General features: G+C 58.7%; 17 protein-coding genes. 3 read left to right on the top strand and 14 right to left on the bottom strand.

The features are described 5' to 3' along the window. Positions 1–110 precede the first annotated feature (110 nt). Together nadE and FKM52_RS00800 are read right to left on the bottom strand one after the other, a co-directional pair. On the bottom strand, positions 111–938 hold the full coding sequence (gene nadE, locus FKM52_RS00805; protein ID WP_141174303.1) for an ammonia-dependent NAD(+) synthetase: 828 nt from the start codon (positions 936–938) through the stop codon (positions 111–113). A gap of 121 nt (positions 939–1,059) precedes the next feature. After that, positions 1,060–2,250, bottom strand: a complete 1,191-nt coding sequence (locus FKM52_RS00800; protein ID WP_141174302.1) for a Bcr/CflA family efflux MFS transporter — start codon at positions 2,248–2,250, stop codon at positions 1,060–1,062. Positions 2,251–2,527: 277 nt separating this feature from the next. On the opposite strand from FKM52_RS00800, the gene osmE reads away from it, so the two are divergent. Beyond that, a complete protein-coding gene (osmE, locus tag FKM52_RS00795) occupies positions 2,528–2,863 on the top strand; it encodes an osmotically-inducible lipoprotein OsmE (protein WP_141174301.1) in 336 nt (111 codons plus the stop codon). A gap of 231 nt (positions 2,864–3,094) precedes the next feature. Here osmE and katE read toward each other — a convergent pair whose 3' ends face one another. The 6 genes from katE to hxpB all read right to left on the bottom strand — a co-directional run bounded on the left by katE (position 3,095) and on the right by hxpB (position 10,348). Then, a complete protein-coding gene (katE, locus tag FKM52_RS00790) occupies positions 3,095–5,359 on the bottom strand; it encodes a catalase HPII (RefSeq protein WP_141174300.1) in 2,265 nt (754 codons plus the stop codon). Between the two features lie 167 nt (positions 5,360–5,526). Further along, positions 5,527–6,918 carry an L-cystine transporter gene (locus FKM52_RS00785; protein WP_141174299.1) on the bottom strand — a complete coding sequence of 464 codons (1,392 nt, stop codon included), beginning with the start codon at positions 6,916–6,918 and terminating at the stop codon, positions 5,527–5,529. A 173-nt stretch (positions 6,919–7,091) separates the two neighbouring features. Then, entirely contained in the window at positions 7,092–7,679 is a 588-nt protein-coding gene (locus tag FKM52_RS00780) for a metal-dependent hydrolase (protein WP_141174298.1), read from the bottom strand. A 123-nt stretch (positions 7,680–7,802) separates the two neighbouring features. Beyond that, on the bottom strand, positions 7,803–8,564 hold the full coding sequence (gene kduD, locus FKM52_RS00775; protein WP_141174297.1) for a 2-dehydro-3-deoxy-D-gluconate 5-dehydrogenase KduD: 762 nt from the start codon (positions 8,562–8,564) through the stop codon (positions 7,803–7,805). A gap of 23 nt (positions 8,565–8,587) precedes the next feature. Next, positions 8,588–9,424, bottom strand: a complete 837-nt coding sequence (gene kduI, locus FKM52_RS00770) for a 5-dehydro-4-deoxy-D-glucuronate isomerase (RefSeq protein ID WP_141174296.1) — start codon at positions 9,422–9,424, stop codon at positions 8,588–8,590. A 252-nt stretch (positions 9,425–9,676) separates the two neighbouring features. Beyond that, positions 9,677–10,348: a hexitol phosphatase HxpB gene (gene hxpB, locus FKM52_RS00765; protein WP_141174295.1), complete on the bottom strand. Its 672-nt coding sequence runs from the start codon at positions 10,346–10,348 to the stop codon at positions 9,677–9,679. 160 nt (positions 10,349–10,508) lie between these two features. Here hxpB and FKM52_RS00760 point away from each other — a divergent pair, with 160 nt between their 5' ends. After that, positions 10,509–11,048, top strand: a complete 540-nt coding sequence (locus tag FKM52_RS00760; RefSeq protein WP_141174294.1) for a YniB family protein — start codon at positions 10,509–10,511, stop codon at positions 11,046–11,048. Between the two features lie 19 nt (positions 11,049–11,067). Here FKM52_RS00760 and FKM52_RS00755 read toward each other — a convergent pair whose 3' ends face one another. Beyond that, positions 11,068–11,952 carry a fructosamine kinase family protein gene (locus tag FKM52_RS00755; protein ID WP_141174293.1) on the bottom strand — a complete coding sequence of 295 codons (885 nt, stop codon included), beginning with the start codon at positions 11,950–11,952 and terminating at the stop codon, positions 11,068–11,070. A gap of 1,062 nt (positions 11,953–13,014) precedes the next feature. On the opposite strand from FKM52_RS00755, the gene FKM52_RS00750 reads away from it, so the two are divergent. Continuing rightward, a complete protein-coding gene (locus tag FKM52_RS00750) occupies positions 13,015–13,776 on the top strand; it encodes a DUF481 domain-containing protein (protein ID WP_141174292.1) in 762 nt (253 codons plus the stop codon). Positions 13,777–13,818: 42 nt separating this feature from the next. On the opposite strand, the gene FKM52_RS00745 is transcribed toward FKM52_RS00750, so the two are convergent. From FKM52_RS00745 to fdhF, 5 genes are all read right to left on the bottom strand, one after another. Next, the gene (locus FKM52_RS00745; RefSeq protein ID WP_141174291.1) at positions 13,819–14,535 is read right to left on the bottom strand and encodes a DUF554 domain-containing protein; all 717 of its coding nucleotides are present in this window, start codon (positions 14,533–14,535) and stop codon (positions 13,819–13,821) included. A 185-nt stretch (positions 14,536–14,720) separates the two neighbouring features. Further along, positions 14,721–15,674 (bottom strand): cytochrome d ubiquinol oxidase subunit II, encoded by a 954-nt coding sequence (locus tag FKM52_RS00740; RefSeq protein ID WP_181407869.1) that lies wholly within the window; start codon positions 15,672–15,674, stop codon positions 14,721–14,723. Further along, positions 15,671–17,047: a cytochrome ubiquinol oxidase subunit I gene (locus FKM52_RS00735; RefSeq protein ID WP_141174289.1), complete on the bottom strand. Its 1,377-nt coding sequence runs from the start codon at positions 17,045–17,047 to the stop codon at positions 15,671–15,673. The genes FKM52_RS00740 and FKM52_RS00735 overlap by 4 nt, the downstream gene beginning before the upstream one ends. After that, the gene (locus FKM52_RS00730; RefSeq protein WP_141174288.1) at positions 17,040–17,525 is read right to left on the bottom strand and encodes a helical membrane plugin domain-containing protein; all 486 of its coding nucleotides are present in this window, start codon (positions 17,523–17,525) and stop codon (positions 17,040–17,042) included. The genes FKM52_RS00735 and FKM52_RS00730 overlap by 8 nt, the downstream gene beginning before the upstream one ends. Next, entirely contained in the window at positions 17,525–20,497 is a 2,973-nt protein-coding gene (fdhF, locus tag FKM52_RS00725; RefSeq protein ID WP_141174287.1) for a formate dehydrogenase subunit alpha, read from the bottom strand. Before fdhF ends, FKM52_RS00730 begins: the two co-directional genes overlap by 1 nt. Positions 20,498–20,528 lie beyond the last annotated feature (31 nt).

The following is a 20,528-nucleotide window of genomic DNA, read 5'->3' as shown; positions in this document are numbered from 1 at the left end:
TTAGTTGATCAGAAAAGGATTATTTCAATTGCGGCGGATAAGCTGCGCAGGTAAAAGCGCCGCGGCAGGGCGGCGATAGCAGGCGGGCCGGCGGCCCGCCCGGAGAAAGGTTATTTCTTCCAGTAATCGTCGAAAACGGTAACCGGCAGGCGGCGCTTGTGCTCGGTTTTTTGATACCAGCCTTCGATAGTTTTCGCTGCGGATTCCTCGATCTGCTGCCCTTCAAGATAGGCATCGATCTGGCCATAGGAGACGCCCAGCGCCACTTCATCCTGCAGGCCGGGGCGATCGTCTTCCAGATCGGCGGTAGGATGTTTCAGGTAGAGGTGCTGCGGACAGCCGAGCGCTTTCAGCAACATTTTCCCCTGGCCTTTATTCAGACGATGAATCGGGTTAATGTCGCTGCCGCCGTCGCCATATTTAGTATAGAAACCGGTCACCGCTTCCGCCGCGTGGTCGGTGCCCACCACCAGGCCTTTGGTCATCCCGGCAATGCTGTACTGCGCCTTCATGCGCTCGCGCGCTTTCTCGTTGCCGCGTACAAAATCGGAAATTTCGATGCCCGCCGCCTTCAGCGCGCGCTCGCTGGCCTGCACCGCCTCTTTGATATTGACCACCAGCACGCGATCGGGCTGGATAAAGTCGAGCGCGTCCTGGCAATCTTTCTCATCCGCCTGTACGCCGTAGGGCAGGCGCACGGCGATAAACTGATACTGTTTATCGCCGGTTTCCTCACGCAGCTCGCTTATCGCCAGCTGGCTCAGCTTACCGCACAGGGTTGAATCCTGGCCGCCGCTGATGCCGAGCACCAGGGTTTTTATAAAGGGGTAGGTTTTCAGATAGGATTTCAGAAATTCAACGCTGGTGCGGATCTCTTCCTGAGCATCAATGGTGGGCTTTACCCCCAGCGCCGCAATTATTTCCTGCTGCAGTGACATAAACCTCTCCTCAAATCAGTGGCCTGATAGCTTGTTATCGATCTCTGTTCAGTAAAGCTAACGTGCATCCGGCAAAACGACAAGCCGCTTTACGCCTGACCCGTTGCCAGGCGCGCTAAAATTAGTCGTTCTGAGGTTGTTGGGTCAGCACAAGGAACATCACGATCGCCAGCAGATAGCAGCCGAAAATGGTTAGCGTCATGGTCAGTACCGAGGTGCCGCCCGCACCGCTGATCGGGACGCTGACGGCGCCAAGGGTAAACATGGTGACGCCCAGCAGCCCTGAGGCGCTGCCTGCGCGTTTGCCCTGGCTCTGCATCGCCAGCGAGCCGGCGGTGACGGCGATTACCCCGTTGCTGGCGACGGTAAAAAAGAGGGCGATCAGCACCAGCGGCAGCGCCGCGCCGGCAAAGCCAGCCAGCAGCAGCGTGCCGGCGGCGATAAACGCCAGCGCCAGCCCGCCTTTCAGCACGCGATACTCTCCCCACAGCGGGCAAAGGCGCGCGCTGGCCTGCGAAGCGATAATCAGCCCCAGCCCGTTAACCGCGAAGCAGAAGCTAAACGCCTGCGGCGACAGGTGATAAATCTGCTGCAGGACAAAAGGCGAGGCGCCGATATAGGCGAACATGCCGGCCATCATAAAGCCCTGCGTCAGGCAGAACCCCATAAAGGGACGATGGGTTATCACCTGGCCCAGCGCCGCCCAGGCGGAAAGAACCGAGCCCTGACTGCGCTGCGCCGCCGGCAGCGTTTCCGTCAGTTTACAGCGCGTCATAACCAGCAGCAGCAGGGCGACCAGCGCCAGCACTATAAACAGCCCGCGCCAGTCGAGGAACGCCATCAGCGCGCCGCCCAGCACCGGCGCAGCGATCGGCGCCAGGCCGTTGACCAGCATCAGCATGGCGAAAAAGCGGGTCAGGTCATGACCGCTGTACATATCACGCGCGATGGCGCGCGACAGCACCGCGCCGCCGGCGCCGGCCAGCCCGGCCAACAGGCGCGCCAGCAGCAGCTGGTTGATATTTTGCGCCAGCGCGCAGCCGACGGAGGCGATAAACAGCAGCACCAGCGACAGCGCCAGCGGGCGCATACGGCCCATTTTATCGCTCAGCGGACCGAAAATAAGCTGTCCGGCGCCCAGCCCCAGCAGGCCGGCAGTCAGGCTGAGCTGCGCGGTAGCCGTCGGCGTCTGTAAATCAGCGGCCAGTGCAGGCAGCGCCGGCAGATAAAAGTCGATACAGAGCGGCCCCAGCGCCGCCAGAAGTCCCAGGCTGATGGCATAACCGATACGGTTATGATGAGTTGAACTCATTTTCTTTTCTCTCCCTGTCAGAAATCATAAACGATGGTATGATCCGCCGCTGATTTCTTCAGACTGGCGTCAGCGCCGGCGGAGCAGGGGCGGATTATACGGAGATATAGATTCTCGCCCTATGCTTTTTGGCCGTTGCTTACCGGAAAAATGTGCGCTCTGACGACGAAGCGGCAGCGCATGGATGCAAAAAACAGAAAAGCGGGGCATAAATTTGATAAATCAGCATTTATGTTCCACGCTTAGCTGACATGGACAATAAATGAGGAACAACAAAATGAAAAAATTCACAGGATTCATTGGTGCTGCTGTGGCTCTGGCCGTGTTATCCGGCTGTAGCGCTTACGATCGTGCTGAAAGCTACGTGACCCAGCCGGTTGTTAAGGATGTGAAAAAGGGAATGACCCGCGAGCAGGTACGTCAGATCGCTGGCCCGGCCTCAACGGAAATTACCATGGTTCACGCGCGCGGCACCTGCCAGACCTATGTGCTGGGCGAACGTGACGGTAAACCGCAAACCTATTTCGTTAGCTACAGCGATACCGGCCGCGTGATGAACTACGGCTTCCAGAGCTGTAAAGAGTACGATACCGACCCGCAGGCGAATCAGTAATCGCTGCGACGCTATTGCCGGGGCAGCCTGAAAGCGGGCTGCCCCTCTGTTTTATCTTTTAGCCGCCCGCCCGATACTTTACTCCCCCTCGCCGTTTCCCTGAGCGCCTGCGCTAACGTTGTGCACGGCTGTTGCCCGACGCGCCGCCGGGGCGATGAGTTTCCGACCGCCAAAAAAAAGCCCCGCATCTGGCGATGCGGAGCGCGGTATATGTTGCCGGCGCGATGGCTGTCAGGCCGGTACGCTAAGCGCCTTTTGACTGCGTGACCAGATACGGTGCGCGCCGAGGAAGGAGATAAACTCGCTCATCAGCACGCCTTCCGCCTTCACGTCCTCTACCAGCCCCTCTTCCGGCTCATCATCGCCGAGGCCGAACTGCGCCTTAAAGCGCCGCGCCTCGCCGCTCAGGGCGATGACCTTCAGGTGCTTATAGGCTTCCAGCAAATAGTAGCGGGCGTCGCCGCTCAGCAGCAGGGCGTCGATATTGCCGTCCGGGACGATAACCGCATCCACCGTCACCGACGGCAGGCCGCTAAAGGTGCCGTCAATCGGCAGCGTTGAACCGTCGTCGGCGCGCACCTGGCCCATATGCGCCGCCAGCAGTTTGGCATGTACGCCGTGTGCTTTCAGCTCCTGTAAAATCGCCAGCACGTCGGCGGCCTTCACGCCGTCGCTCAGCAGCAGCGCCACCTGACGGCCTTTAATATTGCCGCTGGAAACCGCATAGAGGCTGAGGCTGGCATCCTTACGCAGGCCGTTAACGTCTTTCGGCGGCGCGGTATGCAGCTTCTCATCGGACAGCGCGATCCCCAGATTCTGCGCCACGCCGTGCGCCAGCGAGACGTCGATATGCAACAGATGATCGACAACGCGCTCGCGGATATAGGCGCGCGCCACTTTACTCAGCTCAAAAGAGAAGGCTTCGATAATATGCTGCTGCTCTACCGGCGTCTGGCTCAGCCAGAACAGCCGCGGCTGAGAATAGTATTCGCCGAACGAAGGGCTGCGCTCGCGCACCTTGTGGCCTTCGATACGCTCCTGATAGCTTTCAAAACCGCCGCGTCGCGGCTGCGGCGGCGTTTCACGCGGCCAGTTATCGTTAATGGAGTTCGGCTCATAGTTAGCCGGATTGGTATCGATATCCATGCGGTGCATGCCCTGACGCTGATAATTGTGGTAAGGGCAGACGGGGCGGTTGATGGGAATTTCATGGAAGTTGGGGCCGCCGAGACGGCTGATCTGCGTATCGGTATAGGAGAACAGCCGCCCCTGCAGCAGCGGATCGTTGGTGAAATCAAGCCCTGGCACAATATGACCCGGATGGAAGGCGACCTGCTCGGTTTCGGCGAAGAAGTTATCCGGGTTGCGGTTGAGCACCATCTTACCGATCAGCTCTACCGGCACCAGCTCTTCCGGAATTAGCTTGGTAGCGTCCAGCAGATCGAAATCGAATTTAAATTCATCCTCTTCCGGGATCAGCTGCACGCCCAGCTCATATTCCGGGAAGTCGCCCGCTTCAATCGCTTCCCAGAGATCGCGCCGGTGGAAATCGGGATCGCGCCCGGTCAGCTTCTGCGCCTCATCCCACAGCAGCGAGGCTTTGCCCGCTACCGGCTTCCAGTGGAAGCGAACAAAGGTGGCTTTACCTGCGGCGTTAATCATACGGAAGGTATGAATGCCGAAACCTTCCATCGTGCGGTAGCTGCGCGGGATGCCGCGATCGGACATCGCCCACATGACGTTATGCAGCGTTTCCGGCTGCAGCGAGACATAGTCCCAGAAGGTATCATGAGCGCTCTGGCCCTGCGGGATCTCGTTATGCGGTTCCGGTTTTACCGCATGGACGAAATCGGGAAACTTATGCGCATCCTGAATAAAGAACACCGGGGTGTTATTACCCACCAGATCGAAGACGCCTTCCGCAGTATAAAATTTAGTGGCGAAGCCGCGAATATCGCGCACGGTATCCGCCGAGCCTGCGCCGCCCTGTACCGTGGAGAAGCGCACGAATACCGGCGTCACCCGCTCAGGATCGCTGAGAAAATCGGCTTTGGTCACCTCGCTCATGGCGCGGTAGGGCTGGAAATAGCCGTGCGCCGCCGAACCGCGCGCATGAACGATGCGTTCCGGGATGCGCTCATGGTCAAAATGCGTGATCTTCTCACGCATAATAAAATCTTCCAGCAGCGTCGGGCCGCGCGTGCCCGCCTTCAGGGAGTTTTGATCGTTGGCGATACGCGTTCCCTGATTGGTGGTGAGCGGAAAGTTTTCGCCGCCTTTACGGTGCGCGTCCAGCTGATCGAGCTTGGCGTTGCGCGTAGCAGGCGATTTCAGGCTGCCGGGGGCGGTGGGCTGTTTGCCGGGCGGAGTGGGTTCGGCTGCAGGTTTATGTGAACCATCCTCTGGCGCCAGTGAATCAAGGCCGGGCTTAGCGGATTCAGGACCAGTAGCCGGTGCGCTGTGGCTCAGTTCCTTATTATCGGTTTCTTTCGACATTGGCATCGCTCCTGTTGATGTCGTGCAAGACTCCATTAACTATAGAACAGCGTTATAGCTACGCCTGGATTTTCCGGGGATTTGTGTTATGGCGGGCGGGCGGAAGGCGGAGAGGGGCGGGAGGACGAGGACAATAAAAAAGGGCCGGCTATCCGGCCCTGAGTCTGTCAGCGGTGCGCCAGTTCCCGGTGCTCATCGCTGTTGAACAAGCGTTTATCGGTCTGTCTCATCCAGTGGCTGGTGAGCGTACCGGCGGTCATAGAGCCGTTGACGTTCAGCGCGGTACGGCCCATATCAATCAGCGGCTCGATAGAGATCAGCAGCGCTACCAGCGTCACCGGCAGGCCCATCGCCGGCAGCACGATCAGCGCGGCGAAGGTGGCGCCGCCGCCAACGCCCGCAACCCCGGCGGAGCTAAGGGTAACAATGCCTACCAGCGTGGCGATCCATACTGGATCGAGCGGGTTGATGCCCATTGTCGGCGCTACCATTACCGCCAGCATGGTCGGGTAGAGGCCGGCACAGCCGTTCTGACCAATGGTGGCGCCAAACGAGGCGGAGAAGCTGGCGATCGATTCCGGCACGCCCAGACGCTGAGTCTGCGCTTCCACGTTGAGCGGAATGCTGGCGGCGCTGGAGCGGCTGGTAAAGGCGAAGGTGAGCACCGGCCAGACCTTGCGGAAAAAGCGCATCGGATTAACGCCGTTTACCGACAGCAGCAGGGCGTGCACGGCAAACATAATCGCCAGGCCGAGATAGGAGGCGACCACAAAACTGCCGAGTTTGATGATGTCCTGCAGATTAGAGCCGGCCACCACTTTGGTCATCAGCGCCAGCACGCCGTACGGCGTCAGCTTCATGATCAGGCGCACCAGCTTCATCACCCACAGCTGTAAAACTTCAATCGCCTTCAGCGCGCGCTCGCCTTTTTCCCGATCGTCTTTCAGCAGCTGCAGCGCCGCCACGCCGAGGAAAGCGGCGAAAATCACCACGCTGATAATCGAGGTGGGGTTAGCGCCGGCCAGATCGGCAAACGGATTTTTCGGAATAAACGACAGCAGCATCTGCGGCGCGCTGAGATCGGCGACTTTACCCGCATAGTTAGACTGAATAGCGGAGAGGCGGGCGGTTTCCTGCGCGCCCTGCACCAGGCCTTCGGCGCTGAGGCCAAACAGGGTGGTAACAAAAACCCCCACCAGCGCGGCGATGGCGGTAGTAAACAGCAGCACGCCGATGGTCAGCACGCTGATTTTTCCCAGTGAAGAGGCGTTATGCAAACGCGCGACGGCGCTAAGTATCGAGGCGAATACCAGCGGCATGACGATCATTTGCAGCAGCTGCACATAGCCGTTGCCGACTACGTTAAACCAGGCGACAGACTCTTTCAGCACCGGCGCGCTGTCGCCATAGATCAGCTGTAACGCCAGGCCGAACAGGACGCCCATCACCAGGCCTGCCAGTACTTTTTTCGACAGGCTCCAGCCGTTGCGCCCCAGGCGGGATAGCAAGACCAGCAGCACGATAAACACCAGGATATTGAGAATAAGCGGGACAGTCATCCTTTTTCTCCATGAGATTGCCTTATGGCACGGATAAACGTGGCGGTAAGGCAGGAAGAAGATAATTTCTGGCGCCGAAATAGCGCGGTTGGCCGCATGGTAACAGCTCGTCCCGACAGCAATTAGAACCGAATGGAATGGTTTATAACTTTTTCGCTTTTTTAGTATAAAAACTAATCCAGCTGGCGATTAATTAAGCTGTTTATGCCAAACTGAACGTTATTCAACACTTTAGCCGGCCAGCCATCGGCGCCGAAATGCGGCATGCCCGGCGGAAACCAGAGCGCGCCCGCCACCAGCGCCAGACAAAAAATACGCTCCAGCTGATTGCCGGAACGGGTATTCAGCAGCGGTAAGCGGAAGCGCCAGCGGCAGGGCCAGAGCAGCGGCACGCCGGCGGGCGTCAGCATATCCGCCGCGATATGGCTGAGATAGCCCAGCACCATACCGTGCAGGGCGTCGGCGGGCACCGGCCAGTCGCGCGGCAGATTAAACTGCAGCAGCGCCACGCCGCCCAGTACCGCCAGCAGGCTGTGGGTAAATCCGCGATGGCCGAACGCCCGCGCCACGGGCTGCGATATCCAGCGAAAGCGCTGGCCGAGCGTGGAGCGGGGATGATCGATATCGGGCAGCAGGCAGGTCAGCAGCACCGCCGGAATAATATGCCACCAGTCGCCGTTGGCCAGCTCAGGCGTCAGCCCGGCGCGTTTGGCAAAGATGGCGCTGGCAATGGCGAAAATAACGTGGCCTTCGGCCGTCATGGAAATAACCTGGAAAATAACTGTCAATGTATCCAGTATAGGGGATTTATCCAGTAGAAGGGAAGTTGTGACGTTGTAACCAGAAGTGAATGTCGGACGGAGCAAAGCCCCGTCCGGTAAGGGTTAACGTGCGAGCCAGCCGCCGTCGACCGCCAGCGTATAGCCGTTTACATAATCAGAAGCGGATGAGGCGAGGAAAACTATCGGCCCCATCAGATCCTGCGGCACGCCCCAGCGCCCGGCAGGAATACGGCTCAGAATTTCCTGACTGCGATCTTCATCGTTACGCAGCTGTTCTGTGTTGTTGGTCGCCATATAACCCGGCGCGATGGCGTTCACATTAATGTTGTGCGCCGCCCATTCGTTCGCCATCAGGCGCGTCAGTCCCATCACCGCGCTTTTCGATGCGGTGTAGGAGGGAACGCGGATACCGCCCTGGAAGGAAAGCATCGAAGCGATATTAATGATCTTACCGCCGCCGCCCTGGCTGATAAACTGACGCGCTACCGCCTGCGACATAAAGAATACCGTCTTGCTGTTGACATTCATTACGTCGTCCCAGTTTTGTTCGCTGAATTCAATCGCGTCCTGGCGGCGGATAATACCGGCGTTGTTGATCAGAATATCGATACGGCCAAAGGCGGCTACCGCTTTTTCCACTACCTGTGGAATTGCGCTGCTGTCCATTAAATCGGCATCAATATTGACGAAGCGACGGCCCGCAGCTTCAACCAGAGCAGGGGTATCACGCGCGCCGGAGCGGTTGACGCCAACCACATCGCAGCCCGCCTGCGCCAGACCAACGGCCATGCCCTGGCCCAGACCGGTATTGCAGCCGGTAATCAGCGCAACTTTGCCCTGCAGATTAAATGCATTAAGGATCATTAATTCGCTTCCTTCTTTCGACGTTAGCGCAGTTCGCTGACTTTTACATGGTCCATATCATCGAACACCTGGTTTTCACCCATCATGCCCCAGATAAAAGTATAACGTTTGGTGCCAACGCCGGCATGGATTGACCAGCTTGGCGAAAGAATGGCCTGTTCGTTATGCACCAGCAGGTGACGCGTCTCCTGCGGCTGTCCCATCATGTGGAATACGGCGGTTTCTTCATCCATATCGAAATAGAAGTAAACTTCCATACGGCGTTCGTGGGTGTGGCAAGGCATGGTGTTCCACAGGCTGCCTTCTTCCAGCTTGGTCAGGCCCATGGTCAGCTGACAGGTAGGCAGCACGTCCGGCACGATATATTTGTTGATGGTGCGGCGGTTGCTGGTGGAAGCGTCGCCGAGAGTGGTTGGCGAGGCGTCAGCCGGGGTGATTTTTTTGTCAGGATAGCGCGTGTGGGCCGGGGCGCTGTTGTAGTAGAACTTGGCCGGTTTGCCGGCGTCAACGCTTTTAAACACCACTGACTGCGCGCCCATACCTACGTACAGCGCTTCTTCGTTGCCGATTTCCCAGGCTTTACCGTCAACTTCGATAATGCCCGGACCGCCGATATTAATCACGCCCAGCTCGCGACGCTCCAGGAAGTAGCTTACGCCCAGCTGTTTGCCCACTTCGCTGCCGATGGTCACGCTGTTATGGACTGGCATAACGCCGCCGACGATAACGCGGTCAATGTGGCTGTAGGTCATGGTGTAATTATCAGCATCAAAAATTTTTTCGATGAGGAATTCGCGCCGTAAACCAGCCGTGTCCAGCTGACGGGCGTGGTCGCTATGGATGCTCTGACGAACTTGCATGTCGATGCCTCTTGGTCGTTAAAAACATAGGGTGATGGCTCACCTGGATCGTGAGAAACATCATAGGCCTGACGGAAATCGAATTCAATAAAAATGAAATGGCGTTTTATTTATTCTGCACGTCAGATCAAGTTTGTCAGAAAAATAGTTCGCTTTTCGTAGCGCTGAAACAGCCCGACGACGCATGTAAACCGTATCGGGCATAAAAGATGCGCGGCGGCAAGCCCGCTGCGCTGATGCAGCGGGCCGCGCTTAGTAGCCTTTCAGATGCTGCGGCGTCAGCGCCAGCAGCGAATCCAGCTTAACATCCGCCAGCGCCCAGCGGGGATCGTCGCGATACTCCGGCGCCGGCACCACTATTGAGCGCATCCGGGCCGCTTTGGTGGCGATCATACCGTTAAATGAGTCCTCCAGCGTCACGCAGTTAAGCGCATCGACGCCGAGCCGCGCGGCGGCATCAAGATAAACCTGCGGATGAGGTTTGCTCCACGGCAGCGCCTCGGCGGAAACCAGCACTTCAAAATAGTCGCGCAGGTTAAACATCGCCAGCACCTTCTCCAGCATATGCAGCGGCGAGGCGGAGGCAAGCCCGACCTTTAAACCCTGGGCATGACAGAGCTGCAGCGCCTGCTCTACGCCCGGCAGCAGCGGCTTTTTCTCCTCCACCAGGTTAATCGCGCGGGCGATAATGCGCTCGGTAACTTCCTGCTGGCTGGGACCGTTCCACGGCAGCGTTTCATACCACATGCGCACTACCTGATCGATACGCATGCCCAGCGTATCGGGCAGCTCGCTGCGCCGTGAGAGATCTACGTCCAGCGTGGCGAAAACATCCAGCTCGGCCCGATCCCATAAGGGTTCAGAATCGATCAGCAGTCCATCCATATCAAATATTGCGGCCAGTACAGGGCGGGTATAGGTCATACAAAACTCCGGTTTGTCAGTTTGTTTCACCATAGCATGAAGCGGGAGAATGGCTACCCATGTCCTGACAGGATAAAAGCTATTGCTGGCGCTTTTTTCCAGGCAGATTTCCCTGACAGCAGGTAGACTTACAGCCAGACAACAGGTGCAAGGAGAACCCATGACTTATCAACAGGCTGGCCGTGTTGCCATCATTAAACGCGTGGCTGGCTGGATTATTTTTATCCCGGCGCTGATTTCAACGCTGATTTCGCTGCTGGGATTTATTTTTCGACACAGCGAGAAGCGGCCCGGTATTGACGCCGTTCTGCTCGATTTTATGCATGTGATGATTGATATGATCCGCTTTAATACATCTTTTCTCGGTTTTTTCTGGCGTAATTCGCCGGTGCCCGATTTTAACGGCGGCAGCAATATTGGTTTCTGGCTGATTTACCTTCTGATTTTCGTCGGCCTGGCGCTGCAGGCGTCCGGGGCGCGGATGTGGCGGCAGTCACGCCATCTGAAAGAGGGCGTGGAGGATATGCTGATCCTTGAGCAGGCGAAAGGCGAGGAAGGACGCAGCCGGCAGCAGCTTGAAGAGAAGATCGTGGTGCCGCGGCATACGATCTTCCTGCAGATTTTCCCGCTTTATGTACTACCGGTTATTATTGCCGTTGCCGGTTATTTCTTGCTGTCGCTGCTGGGCCTGATCCGCTAGCGCCAGTCGGGCCTGAAATTCAGGCCCGATGCTGCCGGGCATCATCCAGCTCCAGCAGCAACTCCACCGCCCGCTGCGCCTCCTGCAGCCAGCTGCCGCCAAAAACGTTGGCGCGATTGAGCAGGTAGTAAAGCTGATAGACTGGCTGACGCTGGTCGAAGCCGGCAGGCAGCGGCCATACCGACTGATAACCCTCCAGAATTTTCTCCGGCAGCGCAGGGAAGCGCGGCAGCATCGCTAAATCGCACTCGCGATCGCCCCAGTAGCAGGCGGGATCGTAGATCCACGGCCCGCTGTCGCTGCCCGCGCAGTTGCCTGGCCAGAGATCGCCGTGCAGCAGCGAAGGCTGCGGATGATGGCTGGCAAGCGCGCGCTGTACGCAGTCGATAATCAGGTCGCTATTGCCGTAGCGAATGCCTTTTTCCTCCGCCAGCTGTAACTGCCAGCCGATGCGCTGCTCGGAAAAGAAGCGCGACCAGCGGCGGCGCCAGCTGTTAGGCTGCGGCATGGTGGTAATATTGTTATCAAAATCGAGGCCGAACTGAGGCTGCTCGCTCCACTGATGCAGGCGCGCCAGCTGCTGGCCTAACAGCCGGGCGCCCGGCGCATCCAGCGGCTGGGCGGGGATATATTCCAGCAGCAGAAAGCTGTAATCGCGATCGCTGCCGATGCCGTAGACCTGCGGCACCCGCACCGTCTGGCTGCGCGCCAGCAACGCCAGCTGATCCGCTTCCGCGGTAAAGGCCGGCAGCATTTCCGGGCCGTTGCTTTTCACAAATATCCACTGCTCGCCGTAGCGCAGACGCCAGGCGGCGTGGACTTCGCCGCCCGGCAGCTCGGTGCGCTGGCTGATTTCTGCGTTGCCTAACTGCTCACTCAACAGACGACTTATGGCTGACCACATGGGGTTATCCTCATTTTCGCTGCGTAATGATCATTGTAACGCGCAAATTTCACACAAAATCAGCGCGAGCGCACAGGCTGGAACTGTTTTCAGGGACAAAGTTGCTGTAACTGCCTGATAACGCTTGCGCCGCCGTACCAGCCTCTGCGCGCTAAGGCAGAGACAGCCGCATTGCGGGCTACGACAGCAGCGTGCAGATCCACCTCCTTGTTCCCGAAAGCATTTTTAGCTTAGACCATGCAGGCGAAAGGGGCGAATCGCCCGTAAAACTGCCTTGTTAATGTCATTGTTTATCATCGTATCCTGCCGCTAACTATCCAGCCGATGGATAACGCGCCTCGCCTGTAATAAGGAGAATAAGGTGCATGGCGCGATAAAATTTTCTGTGCCGGCAGCGCTGCTGGCAGCCGCCGTCCCGGCGCCCGCATTACGCTAATTGATTTGGACGGGCAGAGAAATCACCCTGAATAAAGAATCTGAACGCCTTGTAATCCAGGACGGACGGGATATTTTCACGCCAGTGTTGCTGGATGGCGCTAATTCTTTCCAGCGTGGCATGGAATAATCTGCTGAAAAAAAGCGGCCGGCAAAATTGTTTCCGGTTCGCAGCGGGCGAGAAAAATAGCTTTTATAACTATCCGTGGAATAGCGGCGCTATCGAATAGCTGGCGAAATTTATTTAGCCGCAAACTTTTGCCCGGCTCGTTACGGCGAACGGCGGGCAGCAAATTGTTACGCGTTTTACCGTCGCTCCGCAAGGAAAAGAGGCTGGGCGCGGGCGCCGCAGGGCGGATTGACAACAGTACGCAGCAGGTGGTGTGTAGTGAGTGATTTATCCAGATAAAAATATTTATTGCCGCCTGGCTGTTAAGCAAGCTGGTACGCATTTATAATGCGCGCCGTTAATCAGAATAATCCTATTAAGCGCAATTTTTACCAGCGTGCTCAGGTATTAGGGCTTTTTAACGCCTGTTTACAATATTTACGCTAAATGACGTTGATCGGCGCGTAAAACGCTTCAGACTCTTCCTTTTTTAAAACTGTCGTACGGATCACACAATAATGAAAGTGCTTAATAAGCTGTCTGCCGCGCTGTTGCTTTCCGCCAGCGCATTTTGTCACCAGGCCTTAGCGGATAATAACGTTTTTACCGTCATGGACGATCCTTCTACGGCAAAAAAGCCGTTTGAGGGCAATGCGGCGGCAGGCTACCTGGCGCAAACCGGGAACACCACCAGCTCGTCGTTAACCGCCCAAACCAATATGACCTGGTATCAGCCCAATACCGCCTACAGTTTGTGGGGCAACGCGGCTAATACCTCATCCAACGATGAACGCTCTTCTGAAACCTACCAGATTGGCGGGCGCACGCGCTATAACATGAACGCCAGCGACTACCTGTTTGGTCAGGCAAGCTGGCTCAGCGATCGCTTTAACGGTTATGATTCACGCGATGTGCTGGCGGTGGGTTATGGGCGCCAGATCCTGAACGGCCCGGCGCACTCGCTGCGCGTGGAGCTGGGTCCGGGCGTGCGCTATGATGACTTCCACGACGGCGGCTCTGAAACCCAGGGGCTGGGCTACGGCGCGCTGAGCTACCAGTGGCAGCTGACCGACACCACCAAATTTATTCAGGGCGTCTCGGTGTTGAGCAGCTTCAACGATAACACCACCGTTAACTCCGAAACCGGCCTGCAGGTGGCGATCAATGCGCACTTCGCGCTGAAGCTGGCGTATAACGTCACCTGGAATAATAACCCGCCGGAATCGGCCTCGGAGCATACCGATACCAAAACGCAGATTCTGCTCTCCTACGCGATGTAAGCTGAGCGGGCCGCCAGCCGCGGCCCGTTTTTTCGGCGCCGGCTAACCGGGCAGCATAGCCCACAGGTAAGAGAAGGGCATTACCAGGAACAGGCCAGGCAGCATATTTACCACCGGAAACAGCCTGATGTTGCAGATGCGCAGGCCGGCCGCAATCATAATCAGGCCGCCCGCACAGGAGAAATCGCCCATCATCGCCGGCGAAATCAGCGGTAAGATGACCACGGCCAGCATCGCCAGCCCTACCTGAATCAACACCTGCGGAATGGCGATAGCGATCACCGCATAGCCGAGCATGGTGGCGAAAACCGCAGCGGTAAACAGATCGAGCACCGTTTTGATATACAGAATGGATGGATCGCCAGTCATTCCTTCATGCATCGCCCCGAAGATACCGGTTCCGCTGGCGCAAAACAGCACCAGAATCGCGACGAAATTTTCGGTAAAGTTCTCGGCGCCGATACCTTTCACCGGCGGCAGAAAGCGGTTAATCAGGCCGCGCGTCAACCCTGCGGCTTTACCGACGCCTTGTTCCAGCCACAGCAGCTCGCCGATCACCGCGCCAGTCACCATCGCTATCACCACGGCGGGCATAGCGTTTACCTTTATTACCAGGTTAATACCCAGGCCGATGGAGCAGAGACCAAAGGTCAGCGGCAGGGCGGTTTTCACGCGCTCCGGAATATGGCGGCCCAGGACGGCTCCGAGCAGTCCGCCAATAATTATCGCCGCGCCATTAACGTATGGGCCAATCAGCATACTTTTTCCTTAGTATTTTCAGCGGGCCCGTTGCTTTCATCCCGGCAGGGAAGCTCTGTCTGCCTGAAACGACAGAGCCTTAGTGCCACGCTGTCAGTGATTCTTCTCCCGCCGCCAGCGACGGAAGAAAGATTATGCCTCTCATAGCGTTAACATGCAGCATATTACATACAGCTTCGATAAAGCTAACGCACCCTGGCGCGAAATACCCAGAAGGCCCAGCTGTTATAGGCGAGGGTAACCGGCAGGATCAGCGCATAGCCGCCCAGCAGAAACAGCTGCGTCGCCGGCGCGGCTGCCGCCTGCTGAATCGTCAGCCTGCCCGGCAGCAGCCAGGGGTAGAGGCCGATAATCAGCAAGCCCCAACATAAGGTTATCAGACTTAATGACAGCATCAGCGCCAGCACGGGGCGCCGGCGCGCCATGGCGAACAGCAGGCCCGCCAACGTCAGCAGCATTAACAACAGCGCTATCCGGCCCGGCGGCCGCTGCCAGGCCTGCAGCAGAGCGCGGCTGTCCAGCAAATTAATCGCCGTCAGCAGCGACAGGCTGAGTACCAGAAACAGCCAGGCCAGATGATGCGCCAGCCGTATCTCCGGCCCTCTGACGCGCCACTGGATCCAGCAGCAGCCGCAGAGCAGATAAGCCGCAATCAGGCCGAAGCCGCACAGCGCCGGATAGAGCGTCAGCCAGGCAAAAGGTCCGGCCTGGGTCTGATTACCCACCACCAGACCAGCCAGCGCGCCCTGCATAAAAGCGGCAACCAGCGAGCTGAGCTGGTGAAGATTATCCAGCGTGCGATGCCAGCGCGGGGCGACATGACCGCGATACTCCAGCGCCACGGCGCGCAGCACCAGCGCCAGCAGCATAATAAACAGCGGCAGATAAATGGCGCTAAACAGCGAACTGTAAGCCAGCGGAAACAGCGCCAGCATGCCGCCCGCCAGCAGCACCAGCCAGGTTTCATTGGCGTCCCAAATGGGCAGGATAGTGGCGGTGAGGCGGCGACGCGAGTCGGCGTCGCGAAAGCAGAACAGCAGCATGCCGACGCCAAGATCGGTGCCGTCCAGCAGCAGATACAGCAACAGCGATACCGCCAGCGTGGCGGCAGAGATATCAGCCAGCGACAGGGCGATCACGATTTATCTCCTGCGGGGTCCATTTCCGGCGCCGGACCCGCTTCTCCGGCGCGCATGGCACGGTTAGCATCGCGCAGCAGGTAACGCAGGCCGATAAAAAAGACCAGCCCGTAGATCAGCAGAATGGCGCAGCCGGAGGCGATCACCAGCCGGGCATCAAGCGGCGAGACGCTGTCGGCGGTACGCAGCAGGCCGTAAACCGTCCAGGGCTGGCGGCCCAGTTCGGTAACCGCCCAGCCGGCCAGCATGGCGATAAAACCTGCCGGCCCCATCAGCACCAGCGTTTTCAACAGCCAGCGCGTTTGCCACAGACGCCCGCGCAGCCGCTGTACCAGCGCCGCGAGGCTGACGGCGATCATTAACATGCCCAGCCCGACCATCAGGCGAAAGGCGAAAAATAGCGGCGCGACCGGCGGGATATCCTGCGGCGGAAATTCGCTGAGGCTTTTTATCTGACCGCTTAAGTTATGGCGCAGATAGAGCGAGCCGATATCGGGAATCGCCAGCTCCCAGCGGTTGCGCTGCTGCTGCTGGTCGGGCAGGGCGAACAGGCGCAGCGGCTCGCCCTGGCCCGGCGGCGGGCGTTGCCAGTCGCCTTCGACGGCGGCAATTTTTGCTGGCTGGTAGCGCAGCGTGTTTTCACCGTGCAGATCGCCCACCAGCGCCTGCAACGGCGTCAGAAAAAGCAGCAGCCACAGGCACATCGAGACCATTAGCCTGCTGCGGCCGCTATCGCCGAAACGCAACAGCTGCCACGCGCCCACCGCCGCCACCATAAAAGCGGTGCCGATCAGCATCGCCAGCGTCATATGCGCCAGCCGCCAGGGAAAGGAAGGGGTAAAAATTATTGCCAGCCAGCTCTGCGGCTGAAAGCGCTGCTGCGCGTCCAGCACGAAGCCGGCGGGCGTCTGCATCCAGGCGTTGGCGGCCAGGATCCAGAACGCGCTAATCAGGGCGCCCAGCGCCACCAGCGCCGTTACCATAAAATGCAGGCGTGGGCCGATGCGATCCATGCCGAACATCATCACGCCCACCATACCCGCTTCCAGAAAGAAGGCGACCAGCACTTCGTAGAACATCAGCGGGCCGATCAGCCCGCCGACCCGCTCAATAAAGGGCGCCCAGTTGGTGCCGAACTGAAATTCCATCACCACGCCGGAAACCACGCCGACCGCCACGTTCAGCGCAAAAATCTTCAGCCAGAAGTTATAGACGTCGAGATAGCGCTGCTCTTTACGCCGCAGCCACAGCCCTTCCAGCACCGTCAGCCACAGCGCCAGGCCGAAGCTGAAGCCCGCCAGAATAATATGCAGGCCGATGGTTACCGCGAACTGAGCGCGGGAGAGCAGCAGCGTCAGCCCGGCATCAGGCATGGCTGTCTTTGCCGCTGAAGGCGCTAATCGGCTTCTCCGGCGCCGGCTGTTCCATCGCGCCGGCAAAAGCTTTCAGCCCGGCAACTAACGGCATGACCGCATGCCAGAGATCTTCATCATGCAGCAGCTTCCAGGTGCCGCTGACGCCCGGCGCCGCCTGCTGCTGCTGGGTTTGCGCATGGTGATTCACCGCGTTTAACGCGGCCTTAACGGCAGAAATCGTCTTATAAAACTCTCCCGGCGGAATATCCGCCAGCGCCATCAGCAGTGCCGACAGATTTTGCAGCGCATTTTGCGAACCCGGCTTATTCAGCCCGTCCACCAGCACTTTCGCAATCTGGGTATTGGCGCAGACCATATCATTGGCCAGACGTAAAAAGCCGTGGCGGTGCAGGCTGTGCAGCAGCTCGTGCAGCGCGTCATGCGCGTCGGGGGCGGTTTTGGGCGGCGGCACCTCGTAGCTCATTCGTTCAGCCATTAAAATTTCTCCGGGTGTTGGGTATGTTCCGGCGGCAGGGTATAGCCTTCCTGGCGCCACTTCTCTTCGACAGGCAGATGCGGCAGCGGCGTGCGGCTGCCGTGGCGGAAGTTTTGCTGCGGCAGCACCTCCGCCTGCGGCGGACGCGGCAGTTTCTGCATCTTCACGGCAATCTCTTTATAGGCCGGGGTGTTGACGTCGGGATCGTGATGATCGCCGGTCAGGCTGTTAATACCGGGTTTGCCGTGGTGGATCGGGATAAACAGTACGTTCCCCGCCGCGCGCGCAGTGATGGTGACCGGCACCTGCAGCGCGCCGCGCCGTGAGGCGATATTGACCCAGTCCCCTTCGCTGAGCTGGCGTTCGCGGGCGAGCTGCGGGCTGATTTCAACAAACCAGTTCGGCGAGAGATTAAACATGCGGCCTCCGCGGCCGCTCTGGTTGGTAGACTGGAAATGCTCCAGCATGCGCCCGTTGTTCAGCAGCAGGTCGTACTGTTCGTCCGGTTCTTCCTGCGGCGGCTGCCACTCAACAGGCCACAGCACCGCTTTGCCGTCGGGGAATTTAAAGCCGTCGGTATAGAGCAGCGGCGTGCTGCTGCCGTCCGCCTTTACCGGCCACAGCTGCGATTGCCAGCCGCTGAGACGCGCATAGCTGACCCCGGCGAAAAGCGTGGCGATGCTCGCCGCTTCGGCCATGATGTCGCCCGGATGATGGTAAGGCCAGGGATGTCCGAGGCGCGCCGCCAGCTCGGTCAGAATGCGCCAGTCCGGGCGGCTGTCGCCCAGCGGCGGCATCACTTCATAAAAGCGCTGAATGCGGCGCTCGGTGTTAACATAGCTGCCCTCTTTTTCCACGCTGGGGCAGCCGGGCAGCACCACGTCGGCAAATTCGGCGGTGCGGCTCATAAAGATATCCTGCACCACCATAAAATCGAGTTTGCTGAAGGCCTCATGCACTTTGCTGGAATCGGCATCGGAGAAGGCGGTTTCTTCGCCGATAATCATCATCGCCTTCAGCGAGCCTTCATGGGCCTGCTGCACCATCATAAAGTTATCGGCGCCGACCTTAGCGGAGAGCGCCGTCGGCTCAACGCCCCAGGCGCGCGCCCATTTTTCCCGTACCGCCGCGTCGGTGACTTTTTCATAGCCGGGATAGAGGTTGCTCAGGCAGCCGAAATCGCTGGCGCCCTGCACGTTGTTATGGCCGCGCATCGGATAGCCGCCGGTGCCGGGGCGGCCATAGTTGCCGGTCACCAGCAACAGGTTAGAGAGCGCGGTGCTGGTATCGGCGCCGTGGCTGTGCTGGGTGATGCCCATCGCCCAGAGCAGACAGACGCGCTGCGCCTGGCCGATCATTTCCGCCGCCTCGATCAGCTGCCCGACGGCGAGATCGGTGCGCTCGCTGGCGTAATGCAGGCTATAGGGCGCCAGCGAGGCGCGATACGCGGCTACCTGATTGACCCTGTCATTAAGAAAGGCGGCGTCGGCGTAGCCGTGATCGAACATATAGCGGGACATAGTACAGGCCCACAGGCTGTCGCTGCCGGGGCGGATACGCAGCCAGAGATCGGCGCGCTCCGCCATCTCGTTCATGCGCGGATCGACCACCAGCAGTTTCTGCCCCTTGTGCTTCTGCGCCGCCTTGATGCGCGAGGCGATCACCGGATGGTTCTCCGCCAGGTTGCTGCCGACGATGACGATCAGATCGGCCTGCTGTAAATCTTCCAGCGTGCCCGCATCGCCGCCGTAGCCCACGGTGCGGAACAGGCCCTGGGTGGCCGGGTTCTGACAGTAGCGCGATGAGTTATCGACGTTGTTGGTGCCGAAAATCAGCCGGGCGATTTTTTGCGTCAGGTAGGCTTCTTCATTGCTGCCCTTACTGGAGCCGATAAAACCGATGCTGTCGCCGCCGTGTTGCGCGGCGATCTCTTTTAGCCGCCGCGCCACCAGATCCAGCGCCTCATCCCAGCTGGCGGGGCGGAAGCGGCCCTGTTCGCGGATCAGCGGCGTGGTCAGGCGCTGCGGGCTGTTGACGAAATCCCAGCCGAATTTGCCTTTCAGACAGGTGGAAATGCCGTTGACCGGCGCATCGACCACCGGCTGTACCTTAAGAATATGCCGATCGCGCGTCCACATCTCAAAGCTGCAGCCGACGCCGCAGTAGGTGCAGACCGTTTTAGTTTTTTTGATCTCTTTCTGGCGCATCGCCATATCCATCAGCGACACGCCGGTAATCGGCGGCGCGCCGATGGTGTTTTCCAGCGCTTTCACCAGATCGATCATCGGCCGTTTCAGATCTTCCGGCATGGCGGTAAAAGGCCCGGCGTCAGGCTGCATGGTTTTTTCCAGCAGCGCGTTGCAGGGGCAGACGGTAACGCAGTGGCCGCAGCTGACGCAGCTGGAGCCGGCGATCTGCGTGCCGCCGTCCCACAGTACGCGCGGGTGATCGGCGCGGTAGTCGATAGAGAGCGTTTCATTGACCTCGACGTTCTGGCACGCCTCGACGCAGCGCCCGCACAGAATGCACTGATCGGGATCGTAGGTATAGAAGGGGTTGCTTTCATCCTTCTGATAAGGCTTGCGCTGGTAGGGATAGTACTGAATCGGAATATGCATATCGGCGACGGTGTTATGCAGCGTACAGTCGCCGGTGTTGTGTTCGCACAGCGTACAGTAAAGCTCATGGCGCGCCAGCAGGCGATCCATCCCTTCTTCCTGCGCCGCCAGCGCCTCTGGCTGACGGCTGGAGATGGTCAGCCCCTCTTCGCTGCGCAGCGTACAGCCGCGTACCAGCTCGCCCTGATGCTCAACCCAACAGACGTCGCAGGATTGCAGCGGAGGCAGCGCCGGGTGATAGCAGACGTGCGGCAATATTTTGCCCTGCGCCTGGAGAAAATCGATCAGCGGAATATTGGCTTCGCCGTGCAGCGGCTCACCGTTATAGATAATGGTGCAGGTGTGTTGGCTCATTAGGTGTTCTCATAACGACATGCGCGGTAGC

Source organism: Mixta tenebrionis (genome assembly GCF_006517625.1).
Taxonomy (GTDB): domain Bacteria; phylum Pseudomonadota; class Gammaproteobacteria; order Enterobacterales; family Enterobacteriaceae; genus Mixta; species Mixta tenebrionis.
This window is presented reverse-complemented; position numbering and strand designations above follow the sequence as displayed.